Genomic DNA, 22,127 nt, shown 5'->3' on the forward strand with positions numbered 1-22,127 from the left:
TAGCGCTTTTTGCCTGTGCTGGCCTCTTCGCGGGCACGCCCGCTCCCACAGCTACAGCGCCGGCCTGGCGAGCCGCGCGATAGTTGTGGGAGCGGGCGTGCCCGCGAAAAGCCCAGTTCGGGAAGAAACGCTTAGCGCCCGCGCCGCCGCGAAACCCGCGCCTCGATATTCTTGCGCCCGATCAGCAGCGGTGGTTTCTCCAGCACCGGTTCATCCGCCAGCCACTTGTACATCACCAGGCAGTCCACCAGCCCCAGGCTGGCATGGCGATAGGCCTTGGGTAGACGCCCGACGGTTTCGAAGCCGAGCTTGTGCCACAACGCCACGGCCACCTCGTTGGTGGCGACCACCGAGTTGAACTGCAGGGCCAGAAAGCCCTCCTGGCGCGCCAGTTTCTGCGAGTGTTCACACATCAACCGCGCCACACCCCGGCCACGGGCGCGTTCGCAGACCATGTAGCCGCAATTGCCCACATGCGCCCCAGGCCCGGCGGCGTTGGGCTTGAGGTAGTACGAACCGAGCAATTCGCCGTCGTCCTCGGCGACCAGCGTACGCAACGGCATTTCCAGCCACAGCTGGCGCGCCTGTTCAAAACTCAGCGCCGGGTCGAATGCGTAGGTTTCGCGGGCCTGGACGACAGCCTGGAAGGTAGGCCAGAAACGTTCGAAGTCGTCGGCCATCATGGGGCGGATATGGATCATGCGGGTTCCTGCAAGGGCTGGGCCGCCCAGTCTGGTGGGCGCGGCGCCGTCGCGCAAGGGCGGCGACGCCGATTGCGCTCAGTCGGTCGCCTTGCCCACCGCATCCATGGCCCGTGCCGAGTAGACCAGTGCAGCACCGGCATTCATCGCCACGGCCACGCCGAGGGCCTCGGCGATTTCCTCGCGGCTGGCACCGTGCTTGACGGCTTGCTGCGAGTGCACGGCAATGCAGCCGTCGCAGCGGGTGGTCACGGCCACGGCGAGGGAAATCAGCTCGCGGGTCTTGGCGTCCAGGTGGTTGGTCTTGGCGCCGGCGCCGCTGGCGGTCATGTAGCCGGCAACGGTGTCGGGGGAGAGTTGCTTGAGATCGCCGATGCCGGCCATCAACTGCTTACGGTAGGCGTCCCAGTCCATCATGCTCATTGTCTTCACCTTGGTAAGGTTGCGAGTGGAGCTTTCAGGCTAGTCGAAGCGCGGCAAGAGAGACTTGTACTTTGGTGCTGGCCAGCGTTGAAGCGGCCAGACCCGGCCGCTTGTGCAATTGCCAGCGGGCCGCTCAGATGTAGATGAACACCAGCACCAGTGCAGCGACGAACGCCCACTTTTCCAGGTAGTAGCGGGTGCGGTTGCGCTTTTTCAGCGCCTTGCCCCGTTCGCGGATCTTGTAGATACGGGTGAACAGCCGGTTGATGCCACCGGTCTTGTCGCCTGCATCGTTGGGTGCGGCGGCGGCGGCCATGACGTTGCGGCTGAACCAGCGGTTGAACGCAGTTGCCCAGCGGTACTTGAGCGGGCGTTCGATGTCGCAGAACAGGATGATGCGGTTGTGCTCGGTAGTGTTGGCCGCATAGTGGATGTAGGTCTCGTCGAACACCACACCTTCACCATCGCGCCACGAGTACTTCTCGCCGTCGACGTCGATGTAGCAACCGTCATCGTTGGGTGTGTCGAGGCCCAGGTGGTAGCGGTACGAGCCGGCATACGGGTCACGATGACGCACCAGCTTGGCGCCCGGTGGCAGGGTGGCGAACATCGCCGCCTTGACCGTGCCGATGCCTTTGAGCAGCTCGGTGGTGCGCGGGCACAGGGTCATCGCCGAGGGGTGGCTTTCGCCGTACCATTTCAGATAAAAGCGCTTCCAGCCGGTCTTGAAGAAGGAATTGAAACCGACGTCATCGTAATTGTCGGACTTCTTGATCTCGCCCACATGCAGCAGCTGGCGCGCCTCTTCGCGGATCTCCTGCCAGTGGTCCTGCAGTGTCTGCAGTTCCGGGAAGGCTTCCACCGGCAGGTAAGGCTTGGCCGGGTGCCTGGAAAACAGGTACAGGAAGCTGTTGACCGGGGCCAGGAAGCTGGAGTGATCACCCAGCTGGCGGGTCAGCTTGTGGCGAACCCGACCGCGCAGGTGAACATAGGCGATCGAGAGGGCGAAGAGGAGGACTAAGGCGATTTTCATGGGCGGATACGTCAAGTAGTGGCCATGTGTGATGGCTAAGCCCGCCAGCATAAACAATCGAGCCGATGCTTTATAGAAGAATGTTACGTAGCGATGGCAGACCTTGGTACGAGCGCAACCGCCGTACAAGGCCTGCATCGCGATGCTTCAGGCCAGAGCCAGGTTGATGCTGCCATCCGATGATGCGTTGCTCCGTGCCGTGGCAGCGGCGGAATTGTCGGCGGGTCGAGTCTGGCCTGAACGCGACCGGTGCCGTCGTTGTAGTGCCTTGCATGGGTGGCCCAGTGACAGGGACTTGGGCTATTCAAGCGGATTAAGAAGCGACCGCTAAGTACAACGAGCCGTTCTCAACGTGATGTCCACCGGGTGTTTCAAAGCTAAACGTAGCGCTGAACGACGGACCATCCACCTTGGTAATTGTGATCTTACCTGCGATCGCCCACTGCTTTACATCCGACAACGCATAAAGGACATGGTATGGAGAGTGCGGGCCCGGGATGAATTCGAGGGTTGCACCTCCACGGATGCGATCCTTCTCCAGATACAACGTTATGCTGTGGGTAAGATTAAGATCCTCGAGGAAGTAGGAGGCGGTAACTGTACGGTATTTATCCTCGAAGTCTGTCGTAACGTCACGGCCCTCGAAGGCCAATCCATTCCCGGTGGCCTCAATCACTGTTGCGTCCATAACCGACAGGTCGTTTTGTTTTTTCTGGTGCATTGTCATAGCCATCTCCAGATCATTGAATGGAGGCCCAAGCGTATGGCTGTCGGCCTGTCCGCGAAACTGGTAGAACTGCTAGTTGCACAATCCTGGCTACCGCGCGCATCTTGAGGAGCGGCACGATGGCACCGGTCTACGGAGATATCGAAAAACCATTCAAGCGTCTGTTCTTCGCCTTGCCGCTCAGTGCGCAACAAAGCCGGGCTGTGGCGCAGTGGCGAAGGGGCCTTGCGTTGCGCAGCGGCAAGCCGGTACCAGCCGCCAACTTCCATGTGACACTCCTGTTTCTCGGCGCTGTGGATGCCGCTCAGGTGCCTGCGATTTGCGCGGCGGTCGATCAACTGGCGCTACCCACCACACCCCCTCGTCTGCTGCTCGACCGCTTGCAGGTGTGGCAGCGGGCCAACGCCCTGGTGCTGGAGGCACAACAGCCTCCTGCGGCGCTGTTGCAACTGGTGTACGGCCTGCAGCAAACGCTGCTGCCGCTAGGCGTGGAAGCGGCCAGCCGTGACTATCGCCCGCACCTGACCCTGGCCAGGGACTTTCGCGGCCGGCCGCCAGAAGCCAGCAGTACGCCGGATTTCTTCCTCGCTGCCCGCCATTTCACCCTCTACGAGTCGCGCAAGGGCGCCTATTGGCCATTGGCGCAGTGGCCGCTGTCGAACTGATTCAGGCCGGCACTTCGCAATCTGCGAACAACTGTTCACCCAGCGTGCGCGCCGTGTGCAAGTGCGGGGTCGGGTCCACGCCTTCGCTATCTTCCAGCAGGGTGGAGCTGAGCACCTCGGCGCCGCAATAGTCGAAAATGCCGTGCTCGATCTGCACGCGCATCGCTTCGCCATAGCCATGCCGTTCGAAGGTACCGCGGTCGGCGCCGGCGACGCCGACCAGGTGCACCTTCATGCCGCGCAATTTCTTCACGGTGGTGCTGCCGTCATAGTCGAACGCCCAACCGTTGCTGAACACCCGCTCAACCCAGCCCTTGAGCAAGGCTGGCAGCGACCACCAGTAAATCGGGTACACCAGCACCAGGGCATCGGCGCGTTCGATGCGTGCCTGCTCCTTGCGCACATCCGTCGGCGGGGCAGCCAGGCGACGGTGCACGGCATGGTCGGCCAGGCCGAACCGGGGGTCGAAACCTTCACTGGCGAGGTCGGCGATTTCGCTGCTGTGGCCGGCTTCGGCCAGGCCATTGGCGACCTGCCGGGCCAGGGCGTGGGTCAATGAGTGAGGGTCGTGGTGGCCGACAACAATCAGGGCGTGCATGGTGAATCTCCTGGATGAGGATGCAGGGTTACCTTCAGCGCTATATACTCAAGGTAAGTTACGTCCAGTAAGTTACTTTTGGTAGGTTAGCGATGTCAAGCGATGATCCAACCCGCTCGCGCAAGCGCCTGAGCCGTGACGAGCGCCGTCGCCAGCTGCTCGACATGGCTTGGCAGCTGGTGCGCGAGGAGGGCACCGATGCCCTCAGCCTGGGCCGTCTGGCCGAGCAGGCGGGAGTGACCAAGCCGGTGGTGTATGACCATTTCGAAACCCGTACCGGGCTGCTGGTGGCGCTGTATCAGGAATACGATGCCCGCCAGTCTCGAATGCTGGAACAGGCCCTGGCGCGCTGTGACGCCAGCCTGGCCAGCCGCGCCAGGGTGATAGCCGAGGCCTATGTCGACTGCGTGATGAGCCAGGGGCTGGAAATACCTGGTGTCTCGGCCGCGTTGGCCGGGTCGCCGGAGATGGAAGCGCTCAAGCGGGCCTATGAGCAGCCCTTCCTGGACAAATGCCGGGAGGCGCTGGCCGGCTTTTCCCCCAGCGGTACCGTCGGGGCTGCTGGCATGCGCCTGTTGGTGGGGGCAGCGGATGCCTTGTCACAGGCGGCTGCGGCGGGAGAGCTGGAAGCTGAGGCGGCCAAGGCCGAACTGCAGGCCGCCATCATGGCGATGGTCGAGCGCCAGTGAAGGTTCGAGATTGCCCGGCTGCAAAGCCCATCAGCTCAAACCGGCAAGCTTTGATAGGGTAATTCGTCGCCGGGGCTGCGGTTGAACTGGCGCTTGTATTCGCGGCTGAACTGCGAGGTGCTCTGGTACCCCACCCGGTGGGCAGCCTGGGCCACCCCCAGGCCTTCGCCAATCAGCATCTGCTGTGCCTTGAGCAAGCGCAGGCGCTTGAGGTATTGCATCGGCGCCATGTCAGTGCAGCGCTTGAAATGTTCGTGAAAGGTGGAAACGCTCATGTTGGCGCGCGCGGCCAGCGCCTCCACGCTCAGTGGCTCGGCGTAGTGCTGGCGCAGGTGGGCGAGGGCGGCGCCAATGCGGGCAAAATGTCCCTGTTGCTCGACCAATGCCCGCAATACGCCCGCCTGTGGGCCACGCAAGGCGGTATACAGCACCTCGCGTACCCGCGCTGGCCCCAGCACCTTTGCATCCAGCGGGTCCTGCAGGCAGTGCAACAGGCGTTCCACGCATTCGCGCATTGGTGCATCGAGCGCCGCCGAAGTCATCGATTGCGGCGTTTGTGCCTGCACCGCTGCATCCGCGGCCAGGTCCATGCTTTGTACCAGCTCCCCGAGCACGCCGCGGTCGATGTGTACTGCCACGCCCAACAAGGGCGCTTCGGGGGTGGCGAAGGTTTCGCACATGAACGGCACCGACAATGCCTGCACCAGGTAATGCCCGGCGCCGTACTCCAAGGTTCGAAGCCCTAGGCGTGCCAGTTTGCTGCCCTGAGCCAGGATCATCAGGCTGGGTTCGTAGATCTGCGGGCTGCTGGCCACGTAATGGTCCCAGCTCAGTACTTGTACCTGGGGCAGGTGTGTGGGCACGAAGCCTGGACGTGTGGCGAGGCTGCGGATCAGCGCGCAAAGCGGCGCGTTGGCGTCGACGTGGCGGGTCAGTTGCATGGTGGACCAGGGCAGAGAATCAGACAGTTTGATCATCGCAGATTAGAGGCTGGGCGCCAGCTGCGGCAGGGCATCTTCGGAGAATCAGGCATGAATGCCGGAGGATCAGCGGTGGGCGGGGCGGTACATGGCGCGCAAAATGCGCCGCCTGAATCGTTTCACTCCACAGCGAGGCCCTGTATGTACACTGCCATCGGCTATGCCGCCCAGACGCCAACCAGCCCCCTGGCCCCCATCATCTTCGAGCGCCGCAGCCCGCGCCCGGACGACGTCGCCATCGAAATCCTGTATTGCGGCGTGTGTCACTCCGACATCCACCAGGCACGCAACGAATGGGGCATTGCCGTGTACCCGCTGATGCCTGGCCACGAGATCATCGGCCGGGTCACCGCAGTCGGGGACAAAGTGACTGCGCACAAGGTCGGTGACCTGGTTGGCGTTGGCTGCATGGTCGACGCCTGTCGCCATTGCGACGCCTGTGCCAAGGACCTTGAACAGTACTGCCTTGAAGGCCCGACCATGACTTACGCCACCCCGGACCGGGTCGACGGCAGCAATACCATGGGCGGGTACTCCAGCAGCATCGTGGTCAACGAGCATTTCGTGCTGCGCATCCCGGCCGGCATGGACCTGCCCAGCGCTGCGCCGATCCTGTGTGCCGGGATCACCACCTACTCGCCACTGAAGCACCATGGCGTCGGCCCTGGCCACAAGGTTGGCATTCTCGGCATGGGAGGCCTCGGCCACATGGGCATCAAGCTGGCCAAGGCCCTGGGCGCCGAGGTCACGCTGTTCACCCGTTCGCAGGCCAAGGCCGACGAGGCGCGTCGCCAGGGCGCCGACCATGTAATCGTATCTACCGATGCCGAGCAGATGCGCGCGGCTGCCGGGCGGTTCGATTTCCTGCTCGACACCATCCCGGTCCAGCATGACCTCAACCCCTACCTGGAAACACTGAAGTTCGATGGCGTGCATATTCTGGTGGGCCTGATCGAACCGATCGACCCCGCGCTGCATGCGGCCAATCTGGTGTTGAAGCGTCGGGTGCTGGCAGGGTCGCTGATCGGCGGGATTGCCGAAACCCAGGAAGTGCTGGATTTCTGTGCTGAGCACGACATTCGCTGTGATATCGAACTGCTGGATATTGGCAACATCAACCAGGCCTACGAGCGGATGATTGCCGGCGATGTGAAGTACCGCTTCGTCATCGACATGGCCACACTTCAGGGCTGATGCTCGGGCAATCCCGCTCCCGCTGGTCCATGCACCGCGGGCGCGGGGCTGCGCGCACGGTTACCAGGCCATCGGCCTGTCCCAGCCCTTCCAGAACAACCAGCGCCGCACTTCACCATGTTCCCCGGTGCCGATCTGCCAGGCTGGCCGCTGGCTGTCCAGCGCAATCAGCGAAACGACCCCGGCATGGCTGGCCGCCACCAGCGTCCGCCCATCGGCACTGACATCCATCGCGCTGATGGTCGAGCCCAGGTAATGCTGCCAATGCTCCACGCCATCTTCACCAAACGCCCGCAGGTAACCATACGCATCGCCAACGATGTATTCGCCGTCACGCGCCACGGCGGCATACACCCGTGCACCATCCTGCACCTGCGGGGTACGCGGGTCCTGGCTGTAGTAATCGGTATCCAGCCCTGGCAGGTCGGCCACCCTGACCGCCAGCGTGGCACCGCTGTAGAAATGGCAGGCGTTGAGTATCAACTGGTCCCCGGTGCGGTTGAACAGGGCGAAGTGCGGGTATTCGCTGGCCGGCCCGATTGCGGCCACGGGCCTGAGCTGGTCGTCCAGTACCAGGTGGCGGCTGCCCTGCTCACCGACCGCGATCAAGCGGCCATCCGCCGACACCGCACCGTGCTCCATGCTCAGCCCCAGGCTGATGTCGTCCGGGTCGGTGCCTTCGGCCAGTTCATCGAGCACCCGCGCCTGCTGCGGCAGTAGCTGGGTCGCGCCCTGGCAGGTCAGCAGGAAGATACCCTCGGCACTTACCAGCAGTACCCGCTGGCCATCCGGGAAGGGAATCAATGCGGTGGGGGTGGGCGGTAGCTCGAACGGCTCGAACGGGTAACCTGGCGGCAACCCCTCCAGCCCCGTCGGCCAGGCCAGCCGCTGTACCTGGGGGCCGCCCCAGCCATCGGTCACGCGTATGCCTTCGGCATTGGCCAGCGCGAAGTAGCGACGCCCAGGGCAGCGGCCGAAATGCTCGACCCCGATCACCGGCGTTACCCCGAGGTTGTCGATATGTACGACCTGGCCTTTTTCATAGGGCATGCCGATGCGCGCCAGCAGGCTGCCGTCATCCAGCAGCAGGACACTGCTGATACCCTGGCCGTGGGTATCGAGCAACGGCAGCAAGGGATGGTGCGCAGGCGGCCAGGCCTCGCGGAAGGCCTGGCGCTGCTGGTCATCAACGCCGGGGCGGTTGGCCGCCTGCAGGGCTGCCAGCCAGGCCTCCAGCAAGTGCTCGGTGGCAGCGGCCTGCGGTGCTTCGAGGTGGTCCCAGCCGTGTGCGCGGCCCTGCGCGACGTAGTCGTTGACGGCCTGGGCGTAGGCGGTGACCGCCTGGTGCCACTGTTGCTGGGGAGGCTGCTTGTCCATGTGCGGGTCGGGCTCCAAGTTGCATACACGTTTCACACAAAGCGCGCATGGTACTCCTTCTGCCCGATGCGCGGTTGTGAGGCCCGGGTGTGACGCGTACCATGCCGGGCATTCCTTCCAATAACAAAGCGTACGTCGACACCCAGTGCAACCGGGTGGCTGGCGCGCGGTCTGTTGCCTTGTCTGCGGAGAACCGGTTGCAACCCATGAATGGACCCATACCCACCCACATGCCCCCTACGGCCGGCAGCGGCAGCTGGCTGAGCGTGATTGCCCTGGCCCTGGCGGCGTTCATCTTCAATACCACCGAGTTCGTCCCGGTGGCGCTGCTCAGCGACATTGGCCGCAGCTTCGCCATGAGCACCGCCCAGGTCGGCCTGATGCTGACGATCTACGCCTGGGTGGTGGCGCTGGCCTCGTTGCCGATGATGCTGCTGACCCGCAACATCGAGCGGCGGCGCCTGTTGCTGCTGGTGTTCCTGGTGTTCATTGTCAGCCACCTGCTGTCGTGGCTGGCACAGAGCTTTGCCATGTTGCTGGTCAGCCGGATCGGCATTGCCCTGGCGCATGCGGTGTTCTGGGCCATCACCGCCTCGCTGGCGGTGCGTGTGGCGCCGCCGGGCCAGCAGGCCAAGGCGCTGGGCCTGTTGGCCACGGGCACAACCCTGGCCATGGTCCTGGGCATCCCGCTGGGCCGCGTGGTGGGTGAGGCACTGGGCTGGCGGGTGACTTTCCTGAGCATTGCCGGTGTGGCGCTGGCGACCATGTTGTGCCTGATGAAGTCGCTGCCGCTGCTGCCCAGCCAGAACTCCGGCTCGCTGCGCAGCCTGCCGATCCTGTTCAAGCGCCCGGCGCTGGTGATCACCTATGTGCTGGTGACGTTGGTGATTACCGCGCAGTTCACGGCCTACAGCTACATCGAACCGTTCGCCTTGCAGGTGGCGCAGATTGGCGGTGAACGCACCACCTTGCTGTTGCTGCTGTTCGGTGGCGCCGGGGTATTCGGCTCGTTGCTGTTCAGCCGCTACAGCGAGCGCTTCCCGCATGGCTTCCTGGTCGGCTCGATCGGTCTGCTGGCGGCGTGCCTGCTGCTCCTGTTGCCGCTGTCAGGCAATTTCTATGCGTTCGCTGTGCTGAGCATGTTCTGGGGTGTGGCAATCCTCAGCTTCAGCCTGTCGCTGCAGTCCAAGACCCTGAAGCTGGCCTCCGATGCAACCGACGTGGCCATGGCGTTGTTCTCGGGTATCTACAACATCGGCATCGGCGGTGGCGCATTGCTCGGCAGTATCGTCAGCAGCCAGCTGGACGTGGCGTACATCGGCATGGTGGGCGGAAGCGTGGCGGTGCTCGGGTTGCTGCTGGCGGTTGCCAGTGCACCGCGGTTCCGCGAGGCACTGGCACACTGAGCTGACGCAGGCACGCGCTCCTCGGATACCCTGCAGACCTGCGCAGACAGCTCAGGCCAGCACGGCAGCCCACGCAGACACCAGCAGCACCATTGCCAGCACCTGGTTGAACAGCCGCAACCGCTGCGGCGCCTGCAGCCAGAGCGCGCTGCCTGCCCCCAGCAGCGCCCAGGCTGCCATGCACGGCAGGGCGATCAGCAGGAACACCAGCGCCAGTTGCCACACCGGCAGCGACGGTGCGGCAAACACCCCGACCACGGCCACGGCCATCAGCCACACCTTGGGGTTCACCACCTGCAACGCGGCCGCGCTGAGCGCACTGAAACCTTGCCCCGTGGCTGCCTGCAGCGGGGCGCCCGCACTGCGCAGCATATTCCACGCCAGCCAGCTCAACCACAGCACACCGGCGCCACTCATCAACTGCTGAGCCAGCGGGTGGCGCAGCAGCAGCTCACCCAGCCCCAGGCCGACCATCAGCACGATCGCGGCGGCTGCGCCACAGGCCGCCACGATCGGCGCCAGGCTCGCGCGCAGGCCAGCGCGGGCGCCATGCGCAAGGATCAACAGGTTGGTTGGCCCGGGGCTGATGCTGGACACCAGGGCAAACAGGATGAAAGGCAACAGCGACTGCGACATGGTCAATGGCTCCTGATGAACGAAGCACCATGCTGGCTGGTTGCCGCCGTTCAGTCTGGAAGGTTTGAGCAGCGCTTGCGGTAGTCGGCTGGGGTCAGCTGGTAGGCACGGCGGAACCAGCGCCCCAGGTGGCTCTGGTCGGCAAAGCCCAGGGCCATGGCCACCTCGGTGGGTGTCTGGCCCTCGGCGAGCAGGCGCCGCGCGCGAGCCAGGCGCAGCTGGATCAGGTAGGCGTGCGGCGCCAGGCCATATGCAGCCTTGAACGCGCGGGTCAGGCGGAAGCGGTCGATGCCAGAGGCCTGGGCCAGGTCTTCGAGGCCAATGTCGCATGCCAGGTGGGCGTGCAGGTAATCCCGCGCTCGCTGCGCGGTCAGCGGCAGGCGCGGGTCGGGGTTGAGGCGCCGGCGCCAATGCAGGTGGCGAGTCAGGCAAGCCAGCAGGTCGTCCATGGCGGTCTGGCGCACAATCCGCCAGTCCTGCTGGTGCACGGCCCGGAAGGCGAGGGCGGTGGCGCGGGCCAGGTGCTCGTCCTGGCACAGGGTATCGGCAAAGCTGGGCAGGCTGTCGCCTGGCACGTGCTCGAACAGCGCCCGCAGTTGCTGGTCGAGCCAGGCGGGCTGCAGGTATAGCGTCGAATAGGTGAAGCCTTCCGCGGTCGGTGCCAGGCCGTCATGGAGGTCGCCGGGCTCGAGCAGGAACACCTGCCCCGGTGTACTGCGATGGCGTACCCGGCGGCAGTTGAACTGCTGCACCCCCTGTTCGGTCACGCCGACCAGGAAGCTGTCGTGCCAGTGCGGGTCGTAGGCATGCCCGACGAAATGCGCGCGGACCGACTCGATGCCGGTATCGGCGTCCTGCTTGAGGTCGATCCAGTTGCTCATTGGCGGCGTGCCCGGGTGGAAAATGCCCACCTTAGCGTAAAGGCCTGGCTCAGTCTGGAACGATTGTGCAACCGTTGCTCAGCGCCCGTGTGCGCAGGGCCTCGAAGCGTTCGCGCAGCCACACATGCAATTGCCTGATCGCGGGCGTGAGTTGCTTGCGGTGCGGGCATACCAGGGTGACCGGGGCAGCCTCACCGAGGTGCTCGGGCAGGATGATTTCCAGTTCGCCGGCGACCACGTTGGCGCTCACATCCAGCCACGACTTGTAGACGATGCCTTCGCCTTGCAAGGCCAGGCGGCGGATCACGTCGGCATCGTCACTGACCAGCGGTCCGCGCACTTGCACGGTACGGTTGCCCACCCGCCATTTGTCGTAGACCCGATTGTGCTGCATGTACAGCAGGCAGGCGTGCTGCTGCAGGGCTTCAGGCGTGAGTGGGCGGCCGTGGCGGGCGAGGTAGTCGGGCGAGGCGACCAGCACCCGGCGGTTCCAGTCGGCCAGGGGCAGGGCAATGTAGTTGGCATCCTGGTTGAGGCCGTAGCGGATAGCCACGTCCACCGGGTCGCGGTTGAGGTCGGCAATCTGGTCGGACAGGAACAAGCGCAGGTGCAGCGCCGGATGCTCGCGGCGAAAGGCGCTCAGCCATGGCAGCAGCAGGTTGCGGCCCAGGTCTGAAGGTGCCGACACCTGCAGCACGCCACGCAGCATGCTGGAGTTGCCATGCAGGTCTTCGCGGCCCTGGCGCAGGCTTTCCAGCACGTTCACTGCGGTCGGCAGATACAGCTCGCCTTCGGCGGTCAGGCGCAGGCTGCGGGTGGTGCGGGCGAACAGGCGTACATCGAGGTCGCGTTCCAGGCGCTTGATCGCGGCGGCCACCTGGCCGGGCAGCAGATCGGCCTCATGGGCGGCGGCGGTGAAGCTGCCCAGCACGCTGCTGCGGACAAACAGTTCGAGGTCGGCGATGCGCAGCATTTTCACTCCCGGAATTAAAGTGTTGTTACATTGTGCCGGTTTTTCTTTTTTGCCGGGAAGATAGGATTGCCGGCACATCCCCGTTCGATTTCAGGAGTTGCTGCATGGATACCGTCTCGCTGGCCAAGCGCCGCTACACCACCAAAGCCTACGACGCCTCGCGCCGCATTCCCCAGGCCACCGTCGATGCCCTGCTCGAGCAACTGCGCCACAGCCCGTCGTCGGTCAACTCGCAGCCGTGGCATTTCATCGTCGCCGACACTGCCGAAGGCAAGGCCCGCCTGGCCAATAGCACTGCCGAGCGCTATGCCTACAATTCGCCGAAGATCCTCGATGCGTCGCACGTGATCGTGTTCTGCACCCGCACCGAAATGACCGAAGCTCACCTGAACGCCCTGCTCGAGCAGGAGGCCGCCGATGGCCGATTCCGCGATGAGCAGGCGCGCGCCGCGCAGAACCAGAGCCGCCGGCATTACGTCGATCTGCACCGTTTTGACCAGAAGGACGTGCAGCACTGGATGGAAAAGCAAACCTACCTGGCGTTCGGTACGGCCATGCTGGGGGCAGCGGCCCATGGCCTGGACGCGACACCGATCGAGGGCTTCGACAGCAAGATCCTCGATGCCGAACTGGGCCTGCGCGAGCGTGGCTTCACCAGCGTGGTGATCCTCAGCCTGGGCTATCGCAGCGAGACGGATTTCAATGCCGGGCTGAACAAGTCGCGCTTGCCGGCTTCGCAGGTGTTCACCTTCCTGTGACATCGCCGGGGCCGCTCTGCGGCCCCGGCAACCCATCAAGGTCACGCGCTCGACCGCTCGGCATGCTGGTTGGCAAGTTTCCGGCAAATACCGCATACTTGTCGGCAAATGCCGGAAAGGAGCTTGCCATGCTTGCCGAAGTGCTTCGCGACAACGGTTACCACGAGTACCGGGCGCGCCTGCATGCGCTGCTGGAAATCCCCGAGCTTGCCAGTGATTTCGAGATCCACACGCGCATCACCCATGGTTTTGCCGCCACCTGGCTGGTAAAGCTGACCGAGCTCGGCGTGTTCACGCCAGTGGAGCGCGACCAGATCATTCCGCTACGCACCTTGAAGTCCCGCATCGAGCGTGACCAGCCGCTGACCGTCGAGGAAAGCGACCGGCTGTTCCGCTCGGCGCATATCACCGCCATGGCCGAAGCCGTGTTCGGCGACGCGGCCAAGGCCAAGCGCTGGCTGTCCAAGCCCAAGGAGCGCTTCTCGGGGCTGACGCCGATGCAGATGCTCACTACCCAGCAAGGCACTACCCAGGTCGAGGAGATGCTGCTGCAGATCGCTGAAGGCTTCGGCTTGTGATCCTGTGGCGGATCAGCGCCTACGCGGACCTGAGCGGAACCGGCGGTTTGCGTGTCAGCGGCCGCTGGCACCAGGCCGGTCGGCCGGTGGTCTATGCTGCCACCAGCCCGGCCGGGGCCATGCTCGAGGTGCTGGTGCACCTGGAGATCGACCCCGAGGATTTCCCCACCACCATGCGCTTGCTGCGCATCGAGTTGCCCGACACGGTATCGCAAGCGCAACTGCCAGCCTTGCAGCCCGGTTGGTCAACGCAGACCGAACTTACCCGCGGCCTGGGCAACCGCTTCCTCGATGACTGTTCGGCATTGCTGCTGCCGGTGCCCAGCGCGATCATGCCCAGAACCACCAATTACCTGTTCAACCCGCGGCACCCGCAGGCGCACAGTGCCAAGCTCGACGTCGAGGACTTCACCCCGGACAGCCGGCTGTTCTAGGGCGGGCTTACCAGAATGCCGCCGAAGCCGCTGCCAGCACCCTGGCAAATACCTTGATCGCTGTGTCCACTTCAGCCTCGGTGCTGAAGCGGCCGATGCTCAGGCGCACGCTGTTGCGTGCCCGGTTTTCGTCCAGTCCCAATGCCAGCAGCACGTGCGAGGCCGCCTTGCTTGCCGAATTGCAGGCGGAGGTGGTCGACAATGCCAGCTCACTGGCCAGTGCTGCACTGTTGAAACGCGGGTTGTCGATGCACAGGTTCAGCGTATGCGGAATACGCTGCCGGGCGCAGCCATTGAGGGTGACCCCAGGCAGCGCCAACAGGCCTTCGCGCAGGCGCCCGGCCAGCTGCTCGAGGCGCTGGTACTCGCTATCGCCCGGCTGGCCGGCCAAGGCAAAAGCGCTGCCCATGCCGACAATCTGGTGGGTCGCCAGGGTGCCAGAGCGCAAGCCCTGTTCATGCCCGCCACCGTGCATCTGCGCGCACATCAGCGGGCGTGCGCGCGGCCCGACGTAGAGCGCACCGATCCCTTTGGGGCCATACACTTTGTGCGCCGAGAACGACATCAGGTCCACGGCCATCGCGCTCAGGTCGAAGGCCAGTTTGCCCACCGCCTGCGCTGCATCCACGTGCAGCAGGGCACCGTGGGCGCGCACCTGTTGGCCAATCGCGGCAACGTCAGTGAGCGTACCCAGCTCGTTGTTGACCGCCATCAGCGACACCAGGCGCGTGTCGGCGCGCAACGCCGCCTGCACCGCTGCAGGTTGGATCAGGCCGGCGGCATCCGCTGCCAGGCGGGTAACGGCCCAGCCCTGGCGCTCCAGTTCGGCCACGGTGTCGAGCACGGCCTTGTGTTCCAACTGGCTGGTGATCAGGTGCCCGGGCTGGCCGAGGCCTTGGGCGATGCCCTTGAGCGCCAGGTTGTTGGACTCGGTCGCGCCTGATGTCCAGACCAATGCGTCAGCCTGCGCGCCGACGCGTTCGGCCACTTGCTGACGGGCCTGCTCGACAGCCTGGCGGGCGGCCTGGCCGAAGGCATGGCCAGTGGATGCCGGGTTGCCAAAGTTGGCCTGGCTGCCGAGGCAGGCGAGCATGGTTTCGATGACCCGGTCGTCGACCGGAGTGGTGGCGGCGTAGTCGAAGTAGAGCGGGGCGCTAGGCATTGGGCGGGTCCGTGTGTGCTGCCGTGAAATCGGCGATCGTTGGCGCAAGCGTACCCGCCACGTACGCGATGGTTTTCGCTTCTTGTGGCCGTTTTTCCAAATCTTCAAACAGATAATTCTAGCTGCTGATGAGTTTGTAGGAAATTTTTCTCTTGGCTGCTTCAGATTTCAGCCAAAACCAATTGGCTACCCCTTCAGGCCGGTGCCAGCGCCTTCTCTTCCTCGGCGACGACGCGCTCGCACAACTCGGTGATCTGTTCGCGCATCCAGCGGTTGGCCGGGTCCTGGTCGGTGCTTTCATGCCAGTACAGGTGGGTCTCCAGCGCCGGTACTTCCACCGGCAGGGGCTGGTAGCGCAACTGATGGCGGCGGGCGAAGCGCTCGGGCACGGTCATTGCCATGTCGGTCTGCTGCAGCACCTGCGAGGCCATCAGGTAATGCTGCGAGCGCAAGGCAACCTTGCGCTGCACGCCCATCTTGCCCAGGGCCAGGTCGACATAACCCAGGCCGTTGCGGCGGCTGGAGATATGGATATGGGTCATGCCCAGGTAGCTTTCCAGGGTCAGTTTGCTGTCTGCCAATGGATGGCCCTGGCGCAGGGCGCAGACATAGCGATCCTGCATCAGTTTGATGTGGCGTACTTGCGGGTCGGTATTCAAGGGCGCGTCGATGGCGAAGTCCAGGCGCCCGGCGGCCAGTTCCTTGGTGGTCTCGCGGCGCTTGCACAGGAAACTTTCGATCAGCACCGCCGGTGCCAGGCGGCGCAGGCGCTGGAACAGCGGCGGCAGGATGACCGCCTCGGTCAGGTCGGTCATGCTGATGCGGAAGGTCTTGTTGGCCTGTTGCGGGTTGAAGATGCGGCTTTCCTGCACCGAAGTGCGCAGCAGCGCCAGGGCGTTGCGCACCGGGCCGATGATGTTCTGCGCCATGGGCGTAGGCACCATGCCTTGCGCGGTGCGCACGAACAGCGGGTCATTGAAGGTTTCGCGCAGCCGCGAAAGGGCGTTGGACACCGCCGGCTGGGTGATGCCGACAATCTGCCCGGCGCGGGTCAGGTTGGCTTCGGTGTAGATGGCATCGAACACGATGAACAGGTTGAGGTCGACCTTGCTGAGGTTCATGGGCGCCGCTCTTTGTTGGAATTATCAGCCGATCATATATCGGTTATGAATGTTTATACACGCGGAAAATAGACTAGGTGGATGGGGGCCTGCTGCTCTAGGCTCTGCCCATGTACTTCGAACCGTGAAGGTAGCCCCGATGGATTTCGCCTATTCGCCCAAGGTCCAGGCACTGCGTGAGCGCGTCAGCGCGTTCATGGACGCCCATGTCTACCCCGCCGAGGCGGTGTTCGAGCGGCAGGTCGCCGAGGGCGACCGCTGGCAGCCCACCGCAATCATGGAGGAACTCAAGGCCAGGGCCCGCGCCGAGGGGCTGTGGAACCTGTTTCTGCCGGAATCGGAATATGGCGCCGGGCTTGGCAACCTGGAATATGCCCCGCTGGCAGAGATCATGGGCCGCTCGTTGCTCGGGCCAGAGCCGTTCAACTGTTCGGCACCGGACACCGGCAACATGGAAGTGCTGGTGCGTTATGGCAGCGATGCGCAGAAGCGGCAGTGGCTGGAGCCGCTGTTGCGCGGCGAGATCCGTTCGGCATTCGCCATGACCGAACCGGACGTAGCGTCCTCGGACGCTACCAACATGGCGGCCACGGCTGTGCGTGACGGTGACGAATGGGTGATCAATGGCCGCAAGTGGTGGACTTCGGGCGCCTGCGATCCCCGCTGCAAGGTAATGATCTTCATGGGCCTGTCCGACCCGCAGGGACCACGCCACCAGCAGCATTCGATGGTGCTGGTGCCCACCGATGCGCCCGGGGTGAAGATCGTTCGGCCGCTGCCGGTGTTCGGCTATGACGACGCGCCCCACGGCCACGCCGAAGTGCTCTTCGAAAACGTGCGGGTGCCGTACGAGAACGTCATCCTCGGCGAAGGCCGCGGTTTCGAGATTGCCCAGGGGCGGCTTGGCCCGGGCCGTATCCACCACTGCATGCGCTCGATCGGCATGGCCGAACGAGCACTGGAACTGATGTGCAAACGCGCGGTGGAGCGCACCGCTTTCGGCCAGCCACTGGCGCGACTGGGTGGCAACGTCGACAAGATTGCCGACTCGCGCATGGAAATCGACATGGCCCGGCTGCTGACGCTGAAAGCGGCGTACATGATGGACACGGTCGGCAACAAGGTGGCTCGCAGCGAGATTGCGCAGATCAAGGTCGTCGCCCCGAACGTAGCGTTGAAGGTGATCGACCGGGCGATCCAGATCCATGGCGGGGCAGGAGTGAGCGGCGACTTCCCGCTGGCCTACATGTATGCCATGCAGCGTACCCTGCGCCTGGCCGACGGGCCGGACGAGGTGCACCGGGCGGCGATTGGCAAGTATGAAATCGGTAAATACATGCCGGCGCGCAAGGGGCATGGTTAGCGGCTGGAACGGCTGTTGGTGTTTTCCGGTGTCGCCTTGGTTGGGCGGTGGAGGTGGGCGCCGGTCGGGTCGACGAGCTGAATCACATCGCCCCGTTGCCAGCCGTTGGCCTGCGAGTCTGTTGCCGGTATCGCGATGTCGGCCCGTTGCGCCCTGCTTTTGACCGTATCGATGCCCAGGCGCCGGTTGCGCTGCTCGACCATGGCCGGGTTGGCCTGGCCATCGGCGGTAAAGCCCATCATCAATTGCGGGACCCCGAGCGGCAGCGCCTTGTCCTGGTCGGTGTGCCAGGTATGCCAGGTTTTTCCATAGGTATGCGCCAGGCGCTGCATCAGCGCATGTTCTGCCGGTGCGGGGATGCCCGGCGCGACCAACTGGCCGGACGATACTTCATAGCCGTGACTGTGCCACATGGCTTTTTCCTTTGCCGGCAAGTGTATGAACAGTTTCCGGTCGATGATGTACTCGATGCCCATGATCTTGGCGCTACGGGTATTGCCGTCGTAGATCACGCACTGAATCACATCTTCGTTCAGCAGCGAGCAGTAATGGTGGGCTTCCATCTGGATCTCGGGGTGGCCATTGTAGAAGTGGAAGCCATCCAGATAGGCATTCAGCGCTTCGATGGGGGGCTTGTCCTGCAACAGCGCTGCGCCTGCCTCCAGTAGTTGGGTGGTTGCGGACTCGGGGCTGCCGGGTGCGTCGACAGGCGATACTGTTCGGGGTGTCGAGCAGCCCCAAAGGGCGAGACAGGCGACTGAAAGGCTCAGGCAGCATGTGGTGAACTTCATGTAATCGGTCTCCATGGGGTGTGGGCAGAAGACCGTCGGTTGGTGCATAACATTGAATGTACGGGACGGGCGGTACTGCTGGCGCAATGGCCTGGAACTTAGTTCTCGCCCGGCTGCACTAATTCGTTGTCAACCTCGCAACCCAGGCCGTCCTGAGGAAGGTACCCCCCATGTCCCGTCTCGCAGAATTCCGCCAGCTGGAACAGAAACTGGCTGCTCAACTTGCCGAACTGGAAGCCATGAAAGGCAGCCCCGAGCTGCAAAGAGAAATCGAGTTTGAAACCAAACTGCGCAACTTGTTGGCCAAGTATGAGTTCAGCCTGCGCGACATCATCAGCCTGCTGGACCCGCAAGGCGGTCGCCGCCCGGCTCAGCCCGCGATTGCGCCGAAAGCCAGGCGTCGCGCGCGCCAGGTGAAACAGTACAAGAACCCGCATACGGGTGAAATGATTGAAACCAAGGGCGGCAACCACGCGAAGATGAAGGCGTGGAAAGCTGAACATGGCGCTGAAGAAGTCGAGAGCTGGCTGGTTCGTTAGTGTGCCCAGGCAGGAGAGTTATTGCTTAAGTCTGACTAGCTGGAAATCAGACCCGCATTTGCGGGTCTTCCTCTTTTTGGTTGGCTGTAGAATCAACCTTCAGTGGCTGTTGGCATGCAGCATCCCTGGTTTCCGGTTTTCCCCCGCGCGTCTTGACCAGTGAAACCACCACGCCACCCAGCAACAGCCCGAACGTCACCCCCAACGACAGCAACGCCGGCACCTTGCCCACCATGCCGTGGTAGAAAATCTTGCAGCCAATGAAGATCAGCACCATCGCCAGCGCGTACTTGAGGTAAACGAAGCGGTGCATCAGCGCCGCCAGGGCGAAATACAGCGAGCGCAACCCCAGGATGGCGAAGATGTTCGAGGTATAGACGATGAACGGGTCCTGGGTAATCGCGAAGATCGCCGGCACGCTGTCGACGGCGAACACCAGGTCGGCCAGTTCGATCAGCACCAGCGCCAGGAACAGCGGGGTGGCATGGCGCAGCGCCTTGCTCTGGCCAGGCGGGGCCTGGCGTATGAAGAAATGCGCGCCGTGAATCTGTTCGGTGACCCGCAGGTGCCGCCGCACGAACTTCAGGATCGGGTTGTTGGCCAGGTCCGGCCGATGGTCTTCCTTCGACAGCGCCATCTTCACCCCGGTAAACAGCAGGAAGGCGCCGAAGATATACAACACCCAGGCAAAGTTCTGCACCAGCGCCGCGCCTACACCGATCATGATCGCCCGCAGCACGACCACGCCGAGGATGCCCCAGAACAGCACGCGGTGCTGGTAGCGGCGGGGGATGGCGAAGTAGCTGAAGATCATCGCCATGACGAACACGTTGTCCATCGATAGCGACTGCTCGACCAGGAACCCGGTATAGAACTCCAGCGCCGGTTGCGCCCCCAGGTAGTACCAAACCCCGATGCCGAACAGCACGCCGACGCTGAAATAGCCTGAATACAGCAACAGGCTTTCGCGCATTTCGATTTCCCGGTCGTGGCGATGCAGCACGCCAAGGTCGAGTACCAGCAGGCCGACGACGATGGCCACGAACAGCAGCCACAACCAGGCGCTGGTGCCGAGAAACGGGGTGGTGAGGAAGGTGTGTAGAGCCGTCATGAGCCCCTCCTTGAATGTCGACGTTGCATGGCAACAGTGATCCGACATGGCGGCCTGGCAGCCGTCAGAGGGGCCCGGTATCACATGCTCTTGAGCCTAGACCTGATTGCCGGGGATGCCGAATGGGGAGCTGTTACATTTTTTTGCCGGGACCTGTGGAGCGTCGACCCGCAGCTGCGTCAGTTCACCCACACCTCGACCCGGCGGTTGCGCAGGCGCCCTTGCTCCAGTTCGTTGCCTGCCACCGGTAGTTCATCGCCCATTCCCATCACCTGCAGTACCTCGACACCATCGCGCGCCAGCTCGCGGCGCACCGCCTGGGCGCGCAGGCGGGAGAGCAGGGCGGCACGCCCGGGCGTTTCCTTGGGGTCGCCAAACCCCACCAGCACCGCCTTGCCGTTCAGCTTGCCGGCCTGGCGCAGGTACTCGGCCACCCGCTGCACGTCGCGCAACGCCTTGCTGTCGAGGCTGGCGCTGCCCTCCTGGAAGCGGAAGTTCACGCTCAGCCGCTGCGCTTGCTGGGCCAGGGCGCGATAGCGCGGTGGCATGTCGGCCAGCGGCGCGACAGGCTGGGCATTGATCTGCTGCGAGACGAAACCCTGCTGGGCGACGATCGCCTGGCCGGCCGGGCTCTGGGCGAAGTCTGCCAGGGCCTTGGCCTGCGGTTTCGGCTTAGCCGGCAGGTAGAAGTACAGGCGCCGCGACAGTGGGTAGTCTTCGCTGGCCACCAGCGCGCGCTCGGGGAGCATGGCCGGTGCGTCGCCTTCAGCCACCGCCAGTACCTTGGCGCGGTGCACGGCCGACAGGCTGCTGAAGCCGATGGCCTGGCGGTCGGCGCTGATTTGCGCGGCCAGCTCGTCGCTGGACTCGAAGCGCCTGGCCGTGGCCGACAGCGTCCGATGCTGCGGCTCCAGTACCAGCGCCTTGAAGGTTTCGTAGGTGCCGGAGCGGTCGTCACGGGCGTAAAGATGGATGGCGCCACCGGCAATGCCCAGTTGCTCCCAGCGCTGGATCTGGCCGGAGAAGACCTGTGCCAATTGCGCTGTAGTGAGTTGGGGTAGCGGGTTGTCGGGGTGGACGATGACCGCGACGCCATCGAGGCCGATGACTTGTTCGGCGGCAGCAGCGCGCAGGTCGCCGAGGGCGCGCAGCTGGTCCGCTTCGCTGTCGTTGATGGGCCGTGAAGCGGCAGCCAGGTCGGCCTCGCCACGGCCCAGAGCGGCGAAGCCGGTACTGGAACCGTGGGCGGCGATATCGACGCGTATCGGCTGCCCTTGGGCATCACGCGCGGTGATCACGGTTTCATTGGCGAGTTGCCCGGGGTGTTGTTCGATCGCAGTGGCTTGCCGGGTGCGCAATTGCGCCTGGACCAACGCCGGCAGCAGCGCTGCGCCGATGGTGTTGGAACCCTGCACCCGCAGGTGCTCGGCCTGGGCCGTCAGCGCAAGCAGGGAAAGCAGCAAGACAAGCAGACGGGGCATGCCGGTTAGCCCTGTGGCATAGAGTTGGCCGGCAGATTACGACAGTGGCGTGATGATAATGTGACAGCTGGTAGGCGATACTTGCTGATGTCTGCCACCCAGCATTACCGGGGCTGCTGTGCAGCTTGTCGATCACAGGTACGGCGTCAGCGCGAACCCGTGTCGGAGCGGATTTATCCGCGAAGCAGGCAACGCGGTGGCTGGCACCGGCTGTGCCGGTGATCGCGGATAAATCCGCTCCTACAGGAATAACGCCAACTGTAGGAGCGGATTTATCCGCGAAGCAGGCGGCGCGGTGGCTGGCACCGGCTGTGCCGGTGATCGCGGCTGAAGCCGCTCCTACAGGAATAACGCCAACTGTAGGAGCGGATTTATCCGCGAAGCAGGCGGCGCGGTGGCTGACACCGGTTGTGCCGGTGATCGCGGCTGAAGCCGCTCCTACAGCAATAACGCCAACTGTAGGAGCGGATTTATCCGCGAAGCAGGCGACGCGGTGGCTGGCACCG

General features: G+C 64.0%; 24 protein-coding genes. 9 read left to right on the forward strand and 15 right to left on the reverse strand.

What is annotated here, in order from left to right:
• Positions 1 to 131: 131 nt before the first annotated feature.
• From HG549_RS09890 to HG549_RS09905, 4 genes are all read right to left on the reverse strand, one after another.
• Positions 132 to 701 carry a GNAT family N-acetyltransferase gene (locus HG549_RS09890; protein ID WP_170029314.1) on the reverse strand — a complete coding sequence of 190 codons (570 nt, stop codon included), beginning with the start codon at positions 699 to 701 and terminating at the stop codon, positions 132 to 134.
• 78 nt (positions 702 to 779) lie between these two features.
• A complete protein-coding gene (locus HG549_RS09895) occupies positions 780 to 1,124 on the reverse strand; it encodes a carboxymuconolactone decarboxylase family protein (protein ID WP_170029315.1) in 345 nt (114 codons plus the stop codon).
• A 133-nt stretch (positions 1,125 to 1,257) separates the two neighbouring features.
• A complete protein-coding gene (gene lpxO / locus HG549_RS09900) occupies positions 1,258 to 2,157 on the reverse strand; it encodes a lipid A hydroxylase LpxO (protein ID WP_170029316.1) in 900 nt (299 codons plus the stop codon).
• A 313-nt stretch (positions 2,158 to 2,470) separates the two neighbouring features.
• Positions 2,471 to 2,884, reverse strand: coding sequence for a hypothetical protein (locus HG549_RS09905; protein ID WP_170029317.1), 414 nt, complete (start codon positions 2,882 to 2,884; stop codon positions 2,471 to 2,473).
• Positions 2,885 to 3,003: 119 nt separating this feature from the next.
• Here HG549_RS09905 and thpR point away from each other — a divergent pair, with 119 nt between their 5' ends.
• Positions 3,004 to 3,549, forward strand: a complete 546-nt coding sequence (thpR, locus tag HG549_RS09910; RefSeq protein WP_170029318.1) for an RNA 2',3'-cyclic phosphodiesterase — start codon at positions 3,004 to 3,006, stop codon at positions 3,547 to 3,549.
• 1 nt (position 3,550) lies between these two features.
• On the opposite strand, the gene HG549_RS09915 is transcribed toward thpR, so the two are convergent.
• Positions 3,551 to 4,147 (reverse strand): NAD(P)H-dependent oxidoreductase, encoded by a 597-nt coding sequence (locus HG549_RS09915; protein WP_170029319.1) that lies wholly within the window; start codon positions 4,145 to 4,147, stop codon positions 3,551 to 3,553.
• Positions 4,148 to 4,239: 92 nt separating this feature from the next.
• Here HG549_RS09915 and HG549_RS09920 point away from each other — a divergent pair, with 92 nt between their 5' ends.
• Positions 4,240 to 4,836 (forward strand): TetR/AcrR family transcriptional regulator, encoded by a 597-nt coding sequence (locus HG549_RS09920; RefSeq protein WP_170029320.1) that lies wholly within the window; start codon positions 4,240 to 4,242, stop codon positions 4,834 to 4,836.
• Between the two features lie 35 nt (positions 4,837 to 4,871).
• Here HG549_RS09920 and HG549_RS09925 read toward each other — a convergent pair whose 3' ends face one another.
• Positions 4,872 to 5,777 (reverse strand): AraC family transcriptional regulator, encoded by a 906-nt coding sequence (locus HG549_RS09925; protein WP_170029321.1) that lies wholly within the window; start codon positions 5,775 to 5,777, stop codon positions 4,872 to 4,874.
• A gap of 180 nt (positions 5,778 to 5,957) precedes the next feature.
• Between HG549_RS09925 and calA the strand changes: the two genes are divergently transcribed.
• Entirely contained in the window at positions 5,958 to 7,010 is a 1,053-nt protein-coding gene (calA, locus tag HG549_RS09930) for a vanillin reductase (protein ID WP_170029322.1), read from the forward strand.
• A 60-nt stretch (positions 7,011 to 7,070) separates the two neighbouring features.
• Here calA and HG549_RS09935 read toward each other — a convergent pair whose 3' ends face one another.
• Positions 7,071 to 8,387, reverse strand: coding sequence for a hypothetical protein (locus tag HG549_RS09935; RefSeq protein ID WP_170029323.1), 1,317 nt, complete (start codon positions 8,385 to 8,387; stop codon positions 7,071 to 7,073).
• A 206-nt stretch (positions 8,388 to 8,593) separates the two neighbouring features.
• Between HG549_RS09935 and HG549_RS09940 the strand changes: the two genes are divergently transcribed.
• On the forward strand, positions 8,594 to 9,793 hold the full coding sequence (locus HG549_RS09940) for a sugar transporter (RefSeq protein WP_170029324.1): 1,200 nt from the start codon (positions 8,594 to 8,596) through the stop codon (positions 9,791 to 9,793).
• 51 nt (positions 9,794 to 9,844) lie between these two features.
• Here the strand turns inward: HG549_RS09940 and HG549_RS09945 are convergent, their stop codons facing one another.
• Genes HG549_RS09945 through HG549_RS09955 form a run of 3 tightly spaced genes read right to left on the reverse strand, consistent with a single transcriptional unit; the run spans position 9,845 to position 12,283 of the window.
• Entirely contained in the window at positions 9,845 to 10,429 is a 585-nt protein-coding gene (locus HG549_RS09945) for a LysE family translocator (RefSeq protein ID WP_170029325.1), read from the reverse strand.
• Between the two features lie 50 nt (positions 10,430 to 10,479).
• Positions 10,480 to 11,310, reverse strand: a complete 831-nt coding sequence (locus HG549_RS09950; RefSeq protein ID WP_170029326.1) for an AraC family transcriptional regulator — start codon at positions 11,308 to 11,310, stop codon at positions 10,480 to 10,482.
• Positions 11,311 to 11,359: 49 nt separating this feature from the next.
• The gene (locus tag HG549_RS09955; protein ID WP_170029327.1) at positions 11,360 to 12,283 is read right to left on the reverse strand and encodes a LysR family transcriptional regulator; all 924 of its coding nucleotides are present in this window, start codon (positions 12,281 to 12,283) and stop codon (positions 11,360 to 11,362) included.
• Positions 12,284 to 12,387: 104 nt separating this feature from the next.
• Between HG549_RS09955 and nfsB the strand changes: the two genes are divergently transcribed.
• The 3 genes from nfsB to HG549_RS09970 all read left to right on the forward strand — a co-directional run bounded on the left by nfsB (position 12,388) and on the right by HG549_RS09970 (position 14,053).
• Complete coding sequence (gene nfsB / locus HG549_RS09960) at positions 12,388 to 13,041, forward strand: oxygen-insensitive NAD(P)H nitroreductase (RefSeq protein ID WP_170029328.1); 654 nt, start codon at positions 12,388 to 12,390, stop codon at positions 13,039 to 13,041.
• 128 nt (positions 13,042 to 13,169) lie between these two features.
• On the forward strand, positions 13,170 to 13,619 hold the full coding sequence (locus HG549_RS09965; protein ID WP_170029329.1) for an antitoxin Xre/MbcA/ParS toxin-binding domain-containing protein: 450 nt from the start codon (positions 13,170 to 13,172) through the stop codon (positions 13,617 to 13,619).
• Complete coding sequence (locus HG549_RS09970; protein ID WP_170029330.1) at positions 13,616 to 14,053, forward strand: RES family NAD+ phosphorylase; 438 nt, start codon at positions 13,616 to 13,618, stop codon at positions 14,051 to 14,053. Before HG549_RS09965 ends, HG549_RS09970 begins: the two co-directional genes overlap by 4 nt.
• A 7-nt stretch (positions 14,054 to 14,060) precedes the next feature.
• Here HG549_RS09970 and HG549_RS09975 read toward each other — a convergent pair whose 3' ends face one another.
• A complete protein-coding gene (locus HG549_RS09975; protein WP_170029331.1) occupies positions 14,061 to 15,215 on the reverse strand; it encodes a cysteine desulfurase family protein in 1,155 nt (384 codons plus the stop codon).
• A 194-nt stretch (positions 15,216 to 15,409) separates the two neighbouring features.
• Positions 15,410 to 16,336 (reverse strand): LysR family transcriptional regulator, encoded by a 927-nt coding sequence (locus tag HG549_RS09980; RefSeq protein WP_170029332.1) that lies wholly within the window; start codon positions 16,334 to 16,336, stop codon positions 15,410 to 15,412.
• Positions 16,337 to 16,475: 139 nt separating this feature from the next.
• Here HG549_RS09980 and HG549_RS09985 point away from each other — a divergent pair, with 139 nt between their 5' ends.
• The gene (locus HG549_RS09985) at positions 16,476 to 17,699 is read left to right on the forward strand and encodes an acyl-CoA dehydrogenase (protein WP_170029333.1); all 1,224 of its coding nucleotides are present in this window, start codon (positions 16,476 to 16,478) and stop codon (positions 17,697 to 17,699) included.
• On the opposite strand, the gene HG549_RS09990 is transcribed toward HG549_RS09985, so the two are convergent.
• Positions 17,696 to 18,490 (reverse strand): OBAP family protein, encoded by a 795-nt coding sequence (locus tag HG549_RS09990; RefSeq protein WP_372241551.1) that lies wholly within the window; start codon positions 18,488 to 18,490, stop codon positions 17,696 to 17,698. The genes HG549_RS09985 and HG549_RS09990 overlap by 4 nt on opposite strands.
• Positions 18,491 to 18,660: 170 nt before the next feature.
• On the opposite strand from HG549_RS09990, the gene HG549_RS09995 reads away from it, so the two are divergent.
• Positions 18,661 to 19,029, forward strand: coding sequence for a histone-like nucleoid-structuring protein, MvaT/MvaU family (locus HG549_RS09995; RefSeq protein ID WP_170029334.1), 369 nt, complete (start codon positions 18,661 to 18,663; stop codon positions 19,027 to 19,029).
• Between the two features lie 46 nt (positions 19,030 to 19,075).
• On the opposite strand, the gene HG549_RS10000 is transcribed toward HG549_RS09995, so the two are convergent.
• Complete coding sequence (locus HG549_RS10000; RefSeq protein WP_170029335.1) at positions 19,076 to 20,140, reverse strand: TerC family protein; 1,065 nt, start codon at positions 20,138 to 20,140, stop codon at positions 19,076 to 19,078.
• A 179-nt stretch (positions 20,141 to 20,319) separates the two neighbouring features.
• On the reverse strand, positions 20,320 to 21,621 hold the full coding sequence (locus tag HG549_RS10005) for a substrate-binding domain-containing protein (protein WP_170029336.1): 1,302 nt from the start codon (positions 21,619 to 21,621) through the stop codon (positions 20,320 to 20,322).
• Between the last annotated feature and the right edge of the window lie 506 nt (positions 21,622 to 22,127).

It is taken from the genome of Pseudomonas sp. SK (assembly GCF_012975065.1).
Lineage (GTDB): Bacteria > Pseudomonadota > Gammaproteobacteria > Pseudomonadales > Pseudomonadaceae > Aquipseudomonas > Aquipseudomonas anuradhapurensis.